The following is a 16,458-nucleotide window of genomic DNA, read 5'->3' as shown; positions in this document are numbered from 1 at the left end:
CGGGCGTCGTCACGGCGGGCACGCCCGCCAGCCTGTCCGCGACGCGCCACATGGGCATCGACGGCACGGTGGCCGCGCTGGCCGGCAACCTGGCCGCCGACGCCGGCGGGCAACTGCGCGTGGGCGCGGCCGGCCGCATGCAGGCCTCGCATGGCCTGGCCGCGCAATCGGGCGGCGACCTGGACTCCGACGGCGTCATCGTCGCGGGCGGCGGCCTGACGCTGGCGGCGGCGGGCGACGCCCGCCTGGGCGGCACGGCCGCCGCGCTGGGCGACACGTCCGCCGGCAATGTGGAGCTGCGCGCGCGCGACCTGACCGTGAAGCAAGGCGGGCAGGCGCAGGCCGCGGGAACGCTGACGGCGCGGGCGCTGCGGGACCTGACCGCCGCCGGCGCGCTGGCTTCCGTGCGGGACATGGCGCTGGACGCGGCGCGCGATGCGCGCGTGGACGGCACGGCCGCCACCGACGCAAACCTCACGCTGACGGGCCGCAACGTGGCCGTGGGCGCGGCAGGCCTGGCGCAGGCCGCCGGCGCGCTCACCGCCGGCGCGCAAGACACGCTGCTGGCCCAGGGCCGCATGCTGGCGGGCGCCTCCCAGGCGCTGAGCGCCGGCGACGGCATGGTCATAGACGGCACGGTGGCCGCCTTGCAGGGCGACCTGACGCTGGACACGCTGCGCGGCAATCTGGCGCTGGGCGCCGCATCCAGCCAGCAGGCGGGCGGAACGCTCGCCGCCACCGCGGGCGCGGCGCTGCAAGCCATGGGCTCCGCGGCTGCGGGGCAGGGCATGACGCTGCGCGCGGGCACGGACGCCACGCTGGGCGGCATCGCCGCCACCCAGGCGGGCAACCTCGTCGTCAACGCCAACCGCAACCTCACGGCCACGGCCGACGGCCGCCTCCAGGCCGCCGGGGCCCTCGACCTCCAGGCGGGCGCCGCCTTGCGCAACGCGGGCATCCTGTCCGCGTCGGGCGCCGCCAGCTTGCGGGCGGGATCCACGCTGGACAACACGGGTTCGGTGTTGGCGGGCGGCGACGTGAACGCCACCGCGCTCGGCGCGCTCGGCAATGCCGGCCGCCTCATCGCCGGCGTCGGCGACGACGGCGCCCTCAGCCTGCCGGGCAGCGTCAAACTCACCGCGGCCTTCATTACGCACCCTGGCATCAGCGCGGCCGGCAAGGACTTGTCGCTTGCCGCCGCCGGCATGGACCTGTCCGGCGGCAACCTGTCCGCCGTCGGCAAGCTTGCGCTCGCTTCGCCGGGCGATATCGCCACGCGCAATGCCGTCGTGCACGGCGGCGCCCTGGACATCGCCGCCGCCAACCTGCGCAACCAGGGCGGCAAGCTCACCTCGGCCGGCGACGCCGCGCTGAAACTGGGCGGTGAGTTCGACAACGCCGCCGGGCTGATCGCCGCCGCCGGCGGCCTGCGGATCGAGGCGGGGCGGGTCGGCAACGCCGCCGGCATCCTGGCCGGCGCGGACGTGGCGATCGCCGCGACCGGCGCGGTGGACAACCGGGGCGGCCTGATCCAGGCCGACGAATCCCTCACCCTCAACGCCGCCGCCCTGGACAACAGCGCCACGCTGGCGGCCCCCGGCGCGCCCGCGAAGGGCGTGCTGGGCAAGCTCGTCGCCATCATGGCCGACCGGGTGAACAACCAGGGCGGCTCCGTCGGCGCCGGCCAGGACCTGACGCTCACCACCGGGGAACTGGACAACGCCGGCGGAGAAGTCGCCGCCCAGCGCAACGCCACGGTGCGGGCCGCTCTGCTGAAGAACGCCCAGGGCCAGCTGCTCGCGGGCGAACGCCTCGCCGTCAACGTCGATGCACTGCAAGGCCTGGGCACGCTGCATTCCGCGCAAGACCTGTCCTTCACCTACGCGGGCTCGCTCAACCAGACCGGCAACATCGCCGCCGGCCGCGACCTGACCCTGTCCGTGGGCGGCGCCATGGACAACAGCGCCAGCGTGAGCGCCGGGCGCGACCTGAGCGTCACGGCCGACTCGCTGAACAACCGCGCCACCGGCGAACTGCTGGCCGGCCGCAACAACACCCTCAACGTCGCCCACGGGCTGACCAACGCCGGCCTGATCGACGGCGCCTCGACCAACATCAACGCCGGCCGCCTCGACAACTTCGGCCGCATCTACGGCAACGCCATCTCGATTCGCGCCGGCGAAATCGTGAACGGCGCGGGCGCCGGCGGCGGCGCCGTCATCGCGTCCCGCGGCGATCTGGACCTGGGCGCGGGCTCGCTCGTCAACCGCGAGCACGCGCTGATCTACGCCGGCGCCGACCTGCGCATCGGCGGCGCCCTGGACGCCAACCGCAAGGCCATCGGCCAGGCCGTGTCGCTGCTGAACGCCTCCGCCACCATCGAGGCCGCGGGCAACGCCGCCATCTCGGCCGCCACGCTGCAGAACGTCAACACCAACTTCGTCAGCCAGACGGTGCCCGTGCGGACCGTCCCCAAGTTGTACGTGACCCCGGCGGGCACGACCGACATGTACGACATGGAAACCAACTGGTTCTGCGACCAGGTCACGGCGTTGTGCGGCAAGGTGCCCGCCTGGCTGGACGACGACCCGGAGCGCCGGTTCCTGCTGCCGTCCACCACGTATCCCGCGTCGCGTTACGGCCCCCCGTTCGATTACGTGCCCAGCAAGAAAGGCCGGGCGGGCGAAACTGCGCCAATTCCCGTCACGTACACCCCCGAAATATTCGTGTGTACGGGCGGCGAGGGCGGCGCCGATTGCCGGACGGACCCGGAGACGTTCTTTTACCCCTCCGATTCCCGCATTTGGGCGGTCTTTGGCGTGACGGCGCCGCCCGGTCCCATGCCGGTCTGGGTGCCGCCGCAGCGGGAATGCTTCGGCAAAGAGGCCTGCGCCGCCGAAGCCGCCCGCCGCCAGGCCTACGAAGACGCCTATGCGGCGTACAAGGCGTCGCACCTGGAGCTGGACAGCCGCATCCGCGCCTTCAACGCCGACTTCGACAGCCGGCTGGTCGGCACCTTCACCTACTACCAGGTCGAAGAAACCGTCTCTGAAACCCGCACCGTCTCGTCCGACCCCGCCAAGATCCTGTCCGGCGGCGCCATGACCTTGACCGGCGCCGTCACCAACGACAAGAGCCAGATCGCCGCGGGCGGCGCCCTGAACGTATCCGGCCCCGCCATCCACAACATCGGCGCGGGCGGCGAGCGCGTCGTGACGCGCGTGGGAACGGCCACCTACACCCAGGCGCGCTCCGGCGACCGCAAGGAAACCTCCACTCCATACACCGCCACGCTCGCCGCGCAGCCCATCGAACTGCCGGTGGGCACGTCCGGCGGCTACACGTCCGTGTCCCTCAGCGGCGGCGCGCCCGGCGCCAGCGGCGGCAGCGCGCCCGGCCCCGTGCTGGTCGCCAGCCTTGGCCTGCCCGGCGGCGACGTGGTCCGCACCGTCTCCAACCCGGCCGCCATCCCGGACAGCCAGCTCTTCGCCGTCAACGGCCGGCCCGATGCGCCTTACATCGTCGCCACCGACCCGCGCTTCGTCGGCAATCGCCCCACCGTCTCCAGCGACTACCTGTTCGACCTGCTGCAACAGCCGGGCGCGCCCGTCGGCAATGCCGGCGCTTCCGGCTCCGTCAACGCGGGCCTGGGCGGCCGCCCGGGCGGACTGAACGCCCTGATCCCCGCCGGCGCGAAATTCCTCACGCCGTCCGGCCAGCCCAGGCGGCTGGGTGACGGCTTCTACGAACAGAAGCTCGTCGCCGACCAGATCCTGGCCACCACCGGCCAGCGCTTCCTGGAAGGCTACGCCGACAACGACGGCCAATACAAAGCCCTGCTCGCGGCAGGCGCGCAGTTCGCGCGCAACAATGGCATCCAGCTCGGCGTCGCGCTCACCGAGGCCCAGCAGCGCCTGCTGGACACCGACCTGGTCTGGCTGGTCGAGCAGACCGTCACGCTGCCCGACGGCACCACCGAGACGGTGCTGGTGCCCCAGGTGTACCTGCTGGTGCGCGAAGACGACCTGAAGGGCGACGGCACGCTGATGGCGGGCCGCAGCGTCAAGCTCGCCGCCGACGGCGACATCGCCAACAGCGGCACCGTCGGCGCGCGCGACGCCGTCGTCATGACCGCCGCCAACATCGTCAACCAGGCAGGCGGCCTGATCCAGGGCGCCACCGTCGACCTCGCCGCGCGCGAGGACCTCACCAATCTCGTGTCGCTGATCAAGGGAGACAACGTCTCCCTGTCGGCCGGCCGCGACATCGCGCTGACCTCCACCTCGGCTTCCGAGAACCACGGCGCGACCTGGGGTTCGTACGTCTCCGGCGTATCCCGCGTGGATGCCGGCAACCTCAACATGCAGGCCGGCCGCGACCTGACCCTGACCGCGGCGCAAGTCACCGTCAAGGACAATGCGCGCCTGCAGGCCGGCCGGGACCTCACCCTGGCCACCCTTGAGGAAAGCCACGGCGAATCCATCGTCCGTAACAAGAACAACCGGCACGACCTGAGCACCAGCACGGAAATCGGCTCGTCCATCGCCGCGGAAGGAAACCTCACGCTGATCGCCGGCCAGGACGTCAACGCGCGCGCCGCGGACGTCACGGCAGGCAAGCAATTGGCGGTGGGCGCGGGGCGCGACATCAACCTGACCGCCGGCGTGGAGACCGGCTCCGCCTACGACGAAACCCGCTACAAGACCAAGGGGTTCCTGTCGTCGAAAACGACGCACACCATTACCTCCCGCGACTGGGAACAGTCCCTCGCCACGACCTTCACCGGCGACACGGCCGTGCTGATGGCCGGACGCGACCTGACCGTCGCGGGCTCCAACGTCGGCGCCCAGCGCGATCTGGTGATGTCCGCCGACCGCGATGTCAATATCCTCCCCGGCCAGAACGCCGAAGACAGCTATGACTACAAAATGGTCAAGAAGTCCGGCTTCGGCGCGATGGGCGGGATGAGCTACGGCACCAGCAAGCAGACGGACTCGCTCGAAGGCAAGAAGGTCTTCCACAACGCCAGCACGGTCGGCAGCGTGGAAGGCGATGTCCTCATCAATGCCGGCCGCGCCCTGAACATCATGGGCAGCAACGTCATCGCGCGCCAGGGCGACATCACGTTGATCGGCAAGGAAGTCAATATCGGCGCGGCGCTGGATACCACGCAAGAAAAGGAATTCCACGAGATCAAGCAGACCGGGCTGACCCTCACGGCCAGCAACCCCATTGTCAGCGCCGTGCAGACCGGCGCGCGCATGGCCGACGCGGCGGGCAAGACCGACAACGCCGTCATGAAGGGGCTGGCGGGCGTAACCACCGGCCTGGCGGCCGTCAACGCCTACGACGCGGTCCAGGCGTCCGCCAAGGCGGCGGCCGCCAAGGAAGTCATCGAGCCCGGATCGTCCAACGAGATTGACAAGCTCGGCGGGGTGAGCATCAAGCTCAGCCTGGGCACCAGCAAGAGCAGCAGCACGACCGACCGCAACGCGTCGAACGCCTTCGGCTCGACGGTTGCCGCCGGCCGCGACCTGACCATCGTGGCCCAGGGTGCCGGGAAAGACTCGGACATCACCGTCACCGGCTCGAACCTGTCGGCCGGCAACAATGTCGTGCTCAAGGCCGAAGGCGATATCCTGCTGCAGGCGGCGCGCAACGCCTTCGAACAGAAGACGGACAGCAAGAGCAGCAGCGCCAGCATCGGCATCGGCTACTCCACCGGTGGCAAGCAGAACGGGTTCACGCTGGAGCTGGGCGCCTCGGTCGGACGCGGCAATGCCAATGGCCGCGACGAAAGCTGGACCAACAGCCACATTACGGCCGGCAACGTGCTCGCGATCCAGTCGGGCGGCGACACCACGCTCAAGGGCGCAACCGGTCGCGCCGAACAGATCATCGCGTCGGTGGGCGGCAACCTGCTATTGGAAAGCTTGCAGGACACCAGCAAGTACGACTCCAAGAACAAGAGCGCGGGTTTCGGGGTGAGCCTTTGCGTCCCGCCGTACTGCGTGGGGTCGAGCAGCGCATGGGCCAACGTCGGCGCCGGCAAGATGAACAGCGACTTCAAGTCCGTCACCGAGCAGACGGGCCTGTGGGCGGGCGACGGCGGCTTCCTGATCGACGTCAAGAACAACACCGCCCTGATCGGCAGCGTCATCGCCAGCAGCGACAAGGCGGTGGCCGACGGCCTGAACAAGCTGATCACCGGCACCCTGGTAACCGAGGACATCAAGAACAGCGCCAAATACAGCGGCGGCCAGGTGTCGATAGGCGGCGGGTTCGGCTTCGGCGGGGGCAAGGCGGGCGATTCGGGCCTGGGCACGAACAAGGACGGAGTCGCCGGGGGCGCGAGCAAGGACCACGGCTCATCGATATCGACCGGCAGCAGCGGATTCGGGATGGGGATGCCGGCAGTCGTCGCGGCAAGCGGCAGTAGCAGCTCCACCACGCAAAGCGCGATCAGCGGCGGGACCATCGTCATCCGGGATGAGGCCGGGCAACTGGCGCTGACCGGCAAGACGGCCGCCGAGACGATCGCGTCGCTGAACCGGGACACGTCGGATACCTTGAACGCCCTGAAGCCGATCTTTGACAAGGAGAAGATTGAGGCGGGGTTTGAGATTGCGTCGGAATTTCAACTGCAAGCCGGCCAATTCCTGGCGAATCGGGCGAAAGAGGCGAGGGAGCTTGAGCAGGCCCTGGAGAATGAACCACCCGGCCCGCGCCGAGACCAATTGAAGCTGGCGTTCGAAGAAGCAAAAGTCTGGGAACCAGGCGGAGAAATGCGCCGATGGCTGACGGCCATATCCGCAGCGATAACTGGCAACGTGACCGGCGCCATGGGCGACATGGTTCAAGCCGCTGCCATCAACTACCTGCAAGGACTGGCGGCATCGGAAGTCAAGCGCATCACCGCGAACCTCGGAGATGGCGCCGAAGCCGAGGCAGCGCGAGCCGCCATGCACGCAATCGTGGGTTGCGCGGGCGCGGCGGGCAAAGGAGGGAATTGTTCGGCAGGTGCTTTGGGTGCCGGTGCCGGTTCGGTAATCAATGCCTTGCTGAGCAGCGATCAAAAGAAGTTGGATCCAGAGGAGAAGGAGGCTCGTCGTAACCTCGTGGAGTCTCTTGTAGCCGGTATTGCGTTAGCTGCTGGCACTAGCGTGGTGGACGCCGCTTTCGCCGCCATTAACGAAACGGAAAACAACGCCTTGAGCGTACCGGAACACCAAGCGCGAATCGAGGAAATGGCGCTGTGCAACCGTGATAGGGTATGCGAACTGGAGGTTGCAAGGAAATACAAGAAGATCGACGACGGGAAGCGGCAGGAGTTGAAGGATTGTGTGACTCCTGACGCATGCCGAAAAAAAATCGAAGAAGCAACTGTGTTGCTCGCGCAGTATGCGAGCCGCGTTGGGGATTTGGAAGAAAAGCTGCGGACCGAGGGTAGTCTCAGTGCCTCCGAGCAGGAGGAGTTGGCCATTCTAAAGATCCACGCGCCGGTGCTGCTTGAAGCGGATCGCAACGCTGCAATCAAGAACTTGATTGTGATGGGAGGTGATGAAACCAAGCAGCTTGTGTGGGATGAGATAGCGAAGGCCGGTGCGGCAGGTGCGGCGGCGGCGGTTGGGGCAGTTGGTTCAACAAAATCTGGAAATGCTGCAATAGGGGCTGGATCATCCGGGAAAGCCCCGCCGGTCCCTCAAATTACCCTGAACCGGCAAAATGGCATTGAGTTTGAGAAGCAGGTGGTGGCGGCGTTCGAGCATGTTGGTGGTGTGAAGAACAACATACCGGTGACCGTCTCGGTTAACGGTATTTCGGTGACAACGATCCCGGATATGTGGGGGAAATCCGTTGGCGGGATGCTGGAGGTTAAGAACGTCCAGAACCTCTCAATGTCGAACCAGTTGCGGGCTCAGATTCAACATGCTGGTGAAACAGAACAACCTTTGAATCTTGTTGTCAGCCCTAGAACGACCAATGTATCCGCAGAGTTGAGGACGCAGATCGAAGGAACCGGCGGTGGTATTTACCGATACGACCCGTCAACGGGTGAATTGACGAAATTCTAATTCTATGAAGCCATACATTCAGATATCAATAAGAACCAATATTGAAACTGTCGATTGGGACGTTGGCAGCCGCTTGCTTGAGTCTTTATATTCAAATGAGGGCCTTCTTTCTCCTGAATTCGTGTCGCACAATGTGGACAAAGTGAAGGAGCCATTTGAGGGAGGGGCTCAAGCTGAATTGTTCTGGGCTGAGAAGGCAAGTATAAGGGCCAATGGCAGTCTCTCAGATTTTTTTCTTGATTTTGCTTGGAGAAGAAAACGGTCTGTAAAGTCTTCGGGGAATGTGATTCATACGTTTCGTAATATCAGAAACAAGATCGTTCCGGGTAGCGCGCGCCTAAATTCGGTGTTTAGTGACAAGATTGATTGGTATCAATTATTTAAGACTTGGAGTGAAATATTCCCCCCGCAGCTTGGTATGCTGCATTACTTTACTGAGCCAGAGCTTGGACCACATGAGGTACACAACAGCTTTCAAATCGGCTCATTTAAGGCAGCGTTAAAGCCGGAAGTGCCGGATTCCGGTTGGGCTATGTTTTACGGCGATGAATTCGCCGAGAAGGTTGATGCGGATCGGATTGCCAGTGCTGGCTTTCCGATTGAAAAGATTGGCGACGGGTATTTGGTGAGAGTCACGAACGATATTCAGGACATTGTTGCCGACTTTCAACTATTTGCCCAGCGCCGAGTCGAGCTCAAGAGCTTGTTCCCAGAAGGGTTTTTCTTGGCATGAAAATAAGGTGTCAGACTGGACTAACCCGGATTTTCCGGACAGTTTGGTTAAGGCACAGAGGCCTCGACCTGAGCAGGGGTTCGATAGCCTAGCCCCTGATGGAAAATAAGGTGTCAGACTACGTTTTCCTGCTGGCCGTGCTCTATGACCGGCGAGAAAATGTAGTCTGAGCTAACCCGGGTTTTCCGGACACCCGAAGAAGTAGACAATACTTGAAGGAGGTGTCCCATGGATAAATCCAAACCCGAAGTCGAACCGAGCGATACCAAGCGCCAGCACCATAGCCGGGAGTTCAAGATCGAGGCGGTGCGGCAGTTGGAGGAAGGCAAGATCAACGGCACCCAGTTGGCATTGATGTTGGGCGTGAAGCGTTCGATCATCTACCGATGGAAGAAAGAGCTGGCGACCCATGGGCCAGACGTCTCGTTTCCCGGTAAAGGCAAGACGCGTACCGACGAGCAGACCGAGATCCAACGTCTCAAGCGCCAGCTTGCCGAAGTCACCGAAGAGCGCGACATCTTAAAAAAAGCGGCAGCGTACTTTGCGCGGGAACTGCCGTGAGGTACGCCTTTGTGCAGGCTCATCAGCAGCAGTTCCGGGTCGCTCGGCTATGCCGGGCTTTACAGGTCAGCCGCAGCGGTTACTACGAGTGGCAACGTCGCGAGCCGTCCGCAAGGCAGCAGGAAGACGTGAAGCTGCTGGCGGCGATAGAGCATACGCATCGAGCGTATCGGCAGGCGTACGGAGCCCAGAAGACATGGCGCGTGCTCAATGCCAACGGTGTGGTGTGCGGCAAGCATCGTGTAGCGCGCCTGCGGCGCCAGGCCGGCATCGAGGCACTGCGTAAGCAGCGGTTCCGCAGACTGGAGAAACACTCCCTCCTCGGGCCGGCACCCAACCGTCTGGAGCGACGGTTTACGGTGCACTGTCCGAACAAAGTCTGGGTCGGCGATATTACGGTTGTGTCGACGCGAACCGGCTGGCTGTATCTCGCGGTATTGCTGGATCTTTACTCGCGCTCAGTAGTCGGTTGGAGCATGTCCGAAAAGCGGGACCGAAGTCTGGTCATCCAGGCACTGTTAATGGCGATGACCAGACGCAAGCCACAGCCGGGGCTAATGCACCACAGCGATCGGGGCGCTCAATACAGTTCTGCCGAATATCGCGCAATGCTGACAGGCAACGGCATTACTATCAGCATGAGCGCCAAAGGCGATCCTTACGATAATGCCGTGGCAGAGAGTTTCTTCAGTAACCTCAAGAACGAATTAACGCATCACCAAGTCTTTCATAGCCGAGAGCACGCACGGCTGGCGATCTTCAACTACATCGAGGTCTTCTACAACCGCCAGCGAATCCATCAGGGGCTAGGCTATCGAACCCCTGCTCAGGTCGAGGCCTCTGTGCCTTAACCAAACTGTCCGGAAAATCCGGGTTAGTCCAGTCTGACACCTTTATTTTGACACCTTTATTTGCTGGCCAGCGCCAGCGCGAGCGCTTCGTCAGGTGCCTGCATGCGGCGGCTCGTCCGAGTGACCGGGACCGGACACTAGGGCTCAGCGCGCAAGAACTTGCCGAGGAAACGACAAGCGGCGAAGATGGCTGCGTTTACTCAAGAGGCTGAGTACAAAGCGCAGTCGGCCTCGACGCTATCGAACGTCGCTCGATTGGTGAGGAAGGGCGCCATGGCAACTGAAAACGCACGCCGCAGTCTCGCACGCGCCAAGAACTCGGTTGTGTCAGTCATCGAGTTCTGTGGCAAGCATCCGTTCGCCACTGGCCTGTTTGCCATTCTTGGTGTTGCAGGCCTCTTGTTTTCCATTTATTCGGAAATCCAATCGAGCGAAGACTCTGGGCGGTTACAGAAGTCCGTCAGCCACGTGGAGTCGATGATGCAGTCAGTATGCAAGTCGCCACCGTGTTGGACTGCCGAGCAAGCCATTCGAAGCATCCTGGGATCGACGAAGGACCTGGTCGACAGTAAGGTGGGAGTGTCTACTGCTCGCAGCGCGTCAGGGTGGAAATACTCAATACAAGACTGTCCGCTGACCGTTCACTATGCCCAAGACGTGGCAGCATATTTCTCCTATCCTTTGTCGGCCGCTTGCCCCTTCTCATGGGTAGAAATGTTCGACATTGAAAAACCTATGCCTCCGCCCGGAGCCGTATCGTTGGGGCACATGATCGACGCGATCACGGGCTCTCCAGAACTGCACATGGCGACCGGCTGCATCAACTGCGGCAATTGGCACGAGCCTTATCTAGAGTTCAGGATGCCGGGCCCGAGCGCGAGTGGCTTCTACGATCTGTACTTCACCACAGACTTTGAAGGTACGGATGGATCAGACTCGGTGGACAACAGCGACAAGTTTGAGCAGGCATTACGGGCCAACTCAAGCCAGGATACGAGCGGCACGCTGCAAGAATTCTGCGCCGTTGACGTGAAGAAAAGCGTCGCCGAATCGCTGAGAGTCGCTCGGGTTCAAAGCGTAGGCTATGGGAGGCGAGGATGGCATGGTCGGCCTAACTATCCGCTGGATATCTGTAGTGAGGGGTATGTCGCGGGTTCCCCGCGGGGATAGCCCAAGTCGGTGACTTTTCCATCCCTCTCTACGCCGACGGGCTTCTTTAAGCTGCTAATCTGAAGTCGGTCAATTTCTAACGCGGAACTGGCATGGCTCCAAGGCTGGCGCGACTGGTGGTCGCGCATACTCCACATCACATTGTGCAACGCGGACACAGTCGGCAGGCAATATTTGCGGAGCCTGAGGACTATCAGTCCTATCTGTCGGATTTGCGTGAGAAAACGATGGAGTTGGGTGTGCAAGTCCATGCTTACTGCCTTATGACTAACCACGTGCATCTGATGTTGACGCCGTCGGAAGAAACAAAGGCAATAGGACGAGTCATGCAGGAAACCGGAAGACGGGCTACCCGGCGATGGAATCAGCGCTGCCGACGTTCCGGAACGCTATGGGAAAGCCGATACAAGTCCAGCGTGGTGCAGACGGAAACCTACTTGCTGGCATGCTGCCGCTATATCGAACTCAATCCGGTGCGAGCCCGGATGGTGGCTCGGGCCGAGGATTATCCCTGGTCCAGCTATCGATCTCGCATGGGAATAAGCGACATGGGTGTGTTGGCGCTGCACCCCGTTTATCAGGCTATGGGGGCGTCGGATTCGGATCGGCGTGATCCGCTTGGGTTTCTTGGACAGCGTCGATGTTAGTGATCGGGCCGTCATGAGCCTCCGGCTTGCTGTCGGAGGCTGTATTTCCGGGCAAATTCGCCCGGTGTTAAATCGTTCAGGGCCATGTGAGGCCGAGTTTCATTGTAGTCCTGGCGCCAAGCCTCGATCTCTCGTTTGGCTTCTGCTAATGATTCGAACCAATGCAAGTTCAGGCATTCGTCCCTGAACGATCCATTGAAGGTTTCAATGAAGCTGTTGTCGGTCGGTTTGCCCGGCCGGCTGAAGTCGATCTGCACCTTGTAGTGATAGGCCCACATATCCAATAGCCGCCCGGAGAACTCGCTGCCGTTGTCGGCAAAGAGAAAGCGCGGCACCTGCCGCTGGGCGACCAATCGGTTCAACACGCCGACGACGTCTTCGGCGCGCAAACGTTGCCCGACCTCCGTGGCAAGGGCTTCTCGGGTGAAGACGTCCACGATGGTCAGCACCCGTAGGCGCGCCCCATTAGCCAATTGGTCCGCGACAAAGTCCAGGCTCCACACTTCATCCGGCCGCCTCGGTACGCACCGTTCACGGCGCGCCACCGCCATCTTGCGCCGCCTGGGCAGCTTGCTACGCAACTGCAATTGCTCATCGGCATAGAGTCGATAGACTCGATTGCGGCTGACCTGCCAGCCTTCCCGGCGCAGGAGGACGTGAATGCGCCGATAGCCATAGCGGATCCGCGTCTGAGCGATCTCACGCATGCGCTGCCGAAGCGCCGTTTGCGGATCCTTAACGCTGCGGTAGTAATGCGTGCTGCGTGCCTGTTTGACCAACCTGCACGCCCGCTGTGTGCAAAGGCCGTAGTGATCCTGGATGTAGGTCACTGCTTGCCTCTTCACCGCGGGCGCGGCCATTTTTTTATGGCGATCTCCTGCAAAATCACCTTATCCAGGCTGAGTTCGGCGACGAGCTTCTTGAGCCGAGCATTCTCATCTTGCAGTTGCTTGAGTTCGCGAACCTGGTTCGACTCCAGGCCCGCGTAAAGGCGCTTCCACCGGTAATACGTCTGCTCGGATACGCCAAGCTGACGCACCAGATCGGCCACCGGCATGCCCAACTCTGCCTGTTTGAGCGCCGCAACGATCTGCTCGACCGAATATTGCTTGCGTTTCATGGCACACCTCCCGTTCTCGCTGGGAAACTTGCCCTAAAACACTAACACTCATTTCTGTCCAGGATTTCGACAGCAGATCAGGCGCGCTGCCTACCGAAGCTATGTGGAGTCCGCGGTCGCCGCTGAAGAGTTGGAGCGTATCCGGCACGCGGCGCAGTCCGGCAATCCGCTCGCCACGGAGGAGTATTGCAGCCATTTGGAGGCCGCATTGCAGAGGCAGGTTTCGTCCAGAGGGCGGGGGCGCCCCGCAAAAATGCAGTCTGACTCTGGCGTCTCCCGCGGGGAAGCCGCCCTGAAGCGCAGCAGGCCGCATTTGCCGTAGGTCTACGCCCCGACGACTTTCGTCCATGCAAACCCAACACGATGACTCTCTGTAAAAACTGCCACACCCAGAATTCGCCGGTTGCGACGCGTTGCGCGGCCTGCGCTTCTCCGCTGGATCATGTAAGCGGCAAGGATCCGGAAGCCTATCGTCGCGCCGCGTTTTGGGTGGATGCCCGGATGCTGTCCGGTATCGGGGCGGCGGCGGGCTTCGGCCTCAGCTGGGCGCTGCTGAAATTCATCATGGCCGGGCTGGGCATTTACCTGGATCCGCGGCAACGCTTTCTTCTGAGTACCGTGCTGGTCGCAGTGGGAGTTTTTTGCGGCTTGCGTTTGGCCGGCCGGCCGCCCGCCCGGGACGCATCGGCGTCGCGACGGAGAGCTTCGGCGGCCGCTGCGGATTGGAAAAATCCGTGGGAACGGGACCGGTAAGCGCTTCTCAAGTTTTTCCCCTTCCAGCCGTAATCAATACAGGACGTTTGGGGCTGGCCGCCCGAGGCCCGGCTGCGGAAGATCGCATCGGGGTTCGGGGCCGCCGAACGTGGATGGATGCACTGTGTCGAAGGGCGGGAGATGAAGAGCATGCGGGGTATGAAGACGACGATGGCGTTGATCGGCCTGGCCATTCTTGTTTCGGGATGCGCGCCCAAGAGTCCCTATCTGCCTAAAGAATACGATCCGGCGGCCAGCGCCCGGCTGCGGGTTTATTTCGGCCCGAAAATGCGGATTACCCTGAACCATAATTGCGACGATCCCTCGCGTTCGTACAGCTTTGAAGCCAACGATCCCCTGGTTCGAGGAATCAGCAATACGGTGATCGGCATGCCCATGCCCAACACCGACGATAAGTACTACTCCGAGTACGTCGTCATGGCGGGGATCCCGATCGACATTTATTCGCGGGGCGGCGGTTGGAGCCACCCCAATTCGATAGGCGTGTCCATGCACAGCCCGGTGTACGGCCACGCGATCCGCGCGGTGCTGGAGCCCGGAAAAGACTACGAAACGCTCTACCACCATCCGCATACGATTTTGCGCGAGCTTGTCGTGGTGGATGGCGCGGTGCGCACGAAGCCCGCGCCTCTGATGAAGGCCGAGGTATGCAAGAACGTCAAGGTCGACAGGACGCCGCTCCCGATGGGCGGAAACTCCTGAGTCGGCCCGGGAAAGCGCGGCCGCCGTCCGGAGGGTGTTCCGCGCCGGCTTGGGCCGCCCGCGTTATCGGAATAGGAATGGAACCGTTCGCATGATTATCGGTATCGACCTGGGCACGACGAACAGCCTGGTGGCGCTGTGGCAGGATGGCAAGCCGCGCCTGGTGCCCAATCCCTTGGGAAACTACCTGACGCCGTCCTGCGTGAGCCTGGACGAAGACGGTAGCGTGCTGGTGGGCGAGGCCGCCCGCGAACGGCTGCAGACGCATCCGGAGCGCACGGCCGCGCTGTTCAAGCGGCACATGGGCAGCGACAAGTCTTTCACCTTGGGCGGCAAGGCGTTCCGGGCCGAAGAGCTGTCTTCGCTGGTGCTGCGCGCGCTGAAGGCGGACGCCGAGGCGGTGTTGGGGCAGGCCGTCACCGAGGCCGTGATCAGCGTGCCGGCCTACTTTTCCGATACGCAGCGCAAGGCCACGCGGGACGCCGGCGAGCTGGCCGGCCTGAAGGTAGAGCGCCTGGTCAACGAGCCCACCGCCGCGGCCCTGGCCTACGGCCTGCACCAAAGCGAGGATGAAACCCAGTTCCTGGTCTTCGACCTGGGCGGCGGCACCTTCGATGTGTCGGTGCTGGAACTGTTCGAAGGCGTGATGGAAGTGCGCGCCACCGCGGGAGATAACTTCCTGGGCGGCGAGGACTTCGTCAATGAGATCGTCCAGAAGTTCTTCGATACCCATGCGCTTCCGGCCGCGGCGCGCGAGGACTCGCGCTTCATGCAGCAGCTGTTGGCCCAGGCCGAGAGCGCCAAGCGGCAATTGTCGGCTCAGCCGGAAGCCAGCGTGGCGGTGCGCTGGCAAGACCGGGAATATGCCCTGGCGCTGAGCCAGGACCTGCTTGCGCAACTGAGCGCGCCGTTGCTGGCGCGCCTGCGCATGCCGGTGGAGCGTTCGCTGCGGGATGCCAACATCAAGAGCGCGGATATCGCGACGGTGGTGCTGGCGGGCGGCGCGACGCGCATGCCGCTGGTGCGCCAGCTGGTCACGCGCATGTTCGGCCGCTTTCCCAACGCGGAGATGGACCCCGACCAGGTCGTGGCCGCCGGCGCCGCGGTGATGGCGGGCCTGAAGATGAAGGACCAGGCCCTGGAAGAGGTCGTCATGACCGACGTGTGCCCCTATACGCTCGGGATCAGCACGGTTCGCACCATGGGCGCAGGGCAGCAGCTGCCGGGGCAGTTTTCCCCCATCATCGAGCGCAATACCATCGTGCCCGTCAGCCGTCAGGAAACCTATTTCCCCATGCGGGACGGCCAGGACGAGGTGGAGCTGGAAATCTACCAGGGCGAGTCGCGCCTGGTGCGCGACAACATCCTGCTGGGCACCCTCCGCGTGCCGCTGCCGCGGCGCCCGCGCGAAGAATGCGCGTTCGACGTGCGCTTCACCTACGACGTGAACGGTCTGCTGGAGGTGGAGGCGATGCTGCAGAGTGGCGGCGCCACGCGGCGAACGGTGATCCAGGGCGGCGGCGCCCGGATGAGCGACGCGGATATCCAGCGCCGCCTGGCGGAATTGGCCCAACTGAAGATCCATCCGCGCGAGCACGCGATGAACCGGGTGCTGCTTGCGCAGGCCGAACGCGTCTACCAGATGACGCGCGGCGGCGACCGCGAGGCGCTGGCCGGTGAAATCCTGCTGTTCGAGCAGGCATTGGCGACACAGGAAGAACGCGCGGTCGCGCGCGGCCGCGAGCGGCTGCGGCGCGTGGTGGACATCCTGGAGCGGGCCGCCGTGTTCGCTCCGGGCTTCGATCCGTCGGACGGGGAGTAGGTC

General features: G+C 63.6%; 10 protein-coding genes. 9 read left to right on the top strand and 1 reads right to left on the bottom strand.

All coding sequences use genetic code 11. From position 1 onward, the window contains the following. Window positions 1–50 precede the first annotated feature (50 nt). The 6 genes from ADE01S_RS27865 (at window position 51) to ADE01S_RS32320 (ending at window position 12,037) form a co-directional block, all read left to right on the top strand. Window positions 51–8,075, top strand: coding sequence for a hemagglutinin repeat-containing protein (locus ADE01S_RS27865; RefSeq protein WP_218010727.1), 8,025 nt, complete (start codon window positions 51–53; stop codon window positions 8,073–8,075). Between the two features lie 4 nt (window positions 8,076–8,079). Continuing rightward, the gene (locus tag ADE01S_RS27860; RefSeq protein WP_062685014.1) at window positions 8,080–8,808 is read left to right on the top strand and encodes a hypothetical protein; all 729 of its coding nucleotides are present in this window, start codon (window positions 8,080–8,082) and stop codon (window positions 8,806–8,808) included. Between the two features lie 228 nt (window positions 8,809–9,036). After that, on the top strand, window positions 9,037–9,369 hold the full coding sequence (locus tag ADE01S_RS27855) for a transposase (RefSeq protein WP_062680221.1): 333 nt from the start codon (window positions 9,037–9,039) through the stop codon (window positions 9,367–9,369). Further along, window positions 9,366–10,220: an IS3 family transposase gene (locus ADE01S_RS27850; RefSeq protein WP_062685013.1), complete on the top strand. Its 855-nt coding sequence runs from the start codon at window positions 9,366–9,368 to the stop codon at window positions 10,218–10,220. The genes ADE01S_RS27855 and ADE01S_RS27850 overlap by 4 nt, the downstream gene beginning before the upstream one ends. Window positions 10,221–10,493: 273 nt before the next feature. After that, complete coding sequence (locus ADE01S_RS31690; protein WP_125285074.1) at window positions 10,494–11,390, top strand: hypothetical protein; 897 nt, start codon at window positions 10,494–10,496, stop codon at window positions 11,388–11,390. Window positions 11,391–11,482: 92 nt separating this feature from the next. Beyond that, a complete protein-coding gene (locus ADE01S_RS32320) occupies window positions 11,483–12,037 on the top strand; it encodes an REP-associated tyrosine transposase (RefSeq protein WP_075873468.1) in 555 nt (184 codons plus the stop codon). Between the two features lie 11 nt (window positions 12,038–12,048). On the opposite strand, the gene ADE01S_RS27845 is transcribed toward ADE01S_RS32320, so the two are convergent. Continuing rightward, window positions 12,049–13,157, bottom strand: a protein-coding gene (locus ADE01S_RS27845) for an IS3 family transposase (protein ID WP_087881483.1) whose coding sequence is annotated in 2 segments (ribosomal slippage) — window positions 12,049–12,905 and window positions 12,905–13,157 — 1,110 coding nt in all. Because the reading frame shifts where the segments join, the coding sequence is not laid out codon by codon here. Window positions 13,158–13,520: 363 nt separating this feature from the next. Between ADE01S_RS27845 and ADE01S_RS31685 the strand changes: the two genes are divergently transcribed. From ADE01S_RS31685 to ADE01S_RS27825, 3 genes are all read left to right on the top strand, one after another. Then, window positions 13,521–13,910 carry a hypothetical protein gene (locus ADE01S_RS31685; protein ID WP_125285076.1) on the top strand — a complete coding sequence of 130 codons (390 nt, stop codon included), beginning with the start codon at window positions 13,521–13,523 and terminating at the stop codon, window positions 13,908–13,910. A 159-nt stretch (window positions 13,911–14,069) separates the two neighbouring features. Continuing rightward, on the top strand, window positions 14,070–14,633 hold the full coding sequence (locus tag ADE01S_RS27830; RefSeq protein WP_062685010.1) for a hypothetical protein: 564 nt from the start codon (window positions 14,070–14,072) through the stop codon (window positions 14,631–14,633). A gap of 91 nt (window positions 14,634–14,724) precedes the next feature. Further along, on the top strand, window positions 14,725–16,455 hold the full coding sequence (locus ADE01S_RS27825) for an Hsp70 family protein (RefSeq protein WP_062685009.1): 1,731 nt from the start codon (window positions 14,725–14,727) through the stop codon (window positions 16,453–16,455). Window positions 16,456–16,458: the final 3 nt, after the last annotated feature.

It is taken from the genome of Achromobacter denitrificans NBRC 15125, from assembly GCF_001571365.1.
In the GTDB taxonomy this organism is placed as follows: domain Bacteria; phylum Pseudomonadota; class Gammaproteobacteria; order Burkholderiales; family Burkholderiaceae_B; genus Achromobacter; species Achromobacter denitrificans.
Note: the sequence above shows the minus strand (reverse complement) of the source record. Positions and strands in the feature narration are given on the sequence as shown.

Coding starts and splice junctions, on each gene's coding strand:
- ADE01S_RS27825 (WP_062685009.1), top strand. CDS start 14,725: ATGATTATCGGTATCGACCTGGGCACGACGAACAGCCTGGTGGCGCTG.
- ADE01S_RS27860 (WP_062685014.1), top strand. CDS start 8,080: ATGAAGCCATACATTCAGATATCAATAAGAACCAATATTGAAACTGTC.
- ADE01S_RS27865 (WP_218010727.1), top strand. CDS start 51: ATGGGCATCGACGGCACGGTGGCCGCGCTGGCCGGCAACCTGGCCGCC.
- ADE01S_RS27830 (WP_062685010.1), top strand. CDS start 14,070: ATGAAGACGACGATGGCGTTGATCGGCCTGGCCATTCTTGTTTCGGGA.
- ADE01S_RS27855 (WP_062680221.1), top strand. CDS start 9,037: ATGGATAAATCCAAACCCGAAGTCGAACCGAGCGATACCAAGCGCCAG.
- ADE01S_RS31685 (WP_125285076.1), top strand. CDS start 13,521: ATGACTCTCTGTAAAAACTGCCACACCCAGAATTCGCCGGTTGCGACG.
- ADE01S_RS32320 (WP_075873468.1), top strand. CDS start 11,483: ATGGCTCCAAGGCTGGCGCGACTGGTGGTCGCGCATACTCCACATCAC.
- ADE01S_RS31690 (WP_125285074.1), top strand. CDS start 10,494: ATGGCAACTGAAAACGCACGCCGCAGTCTCGCACGCGCCAAGAACTCG.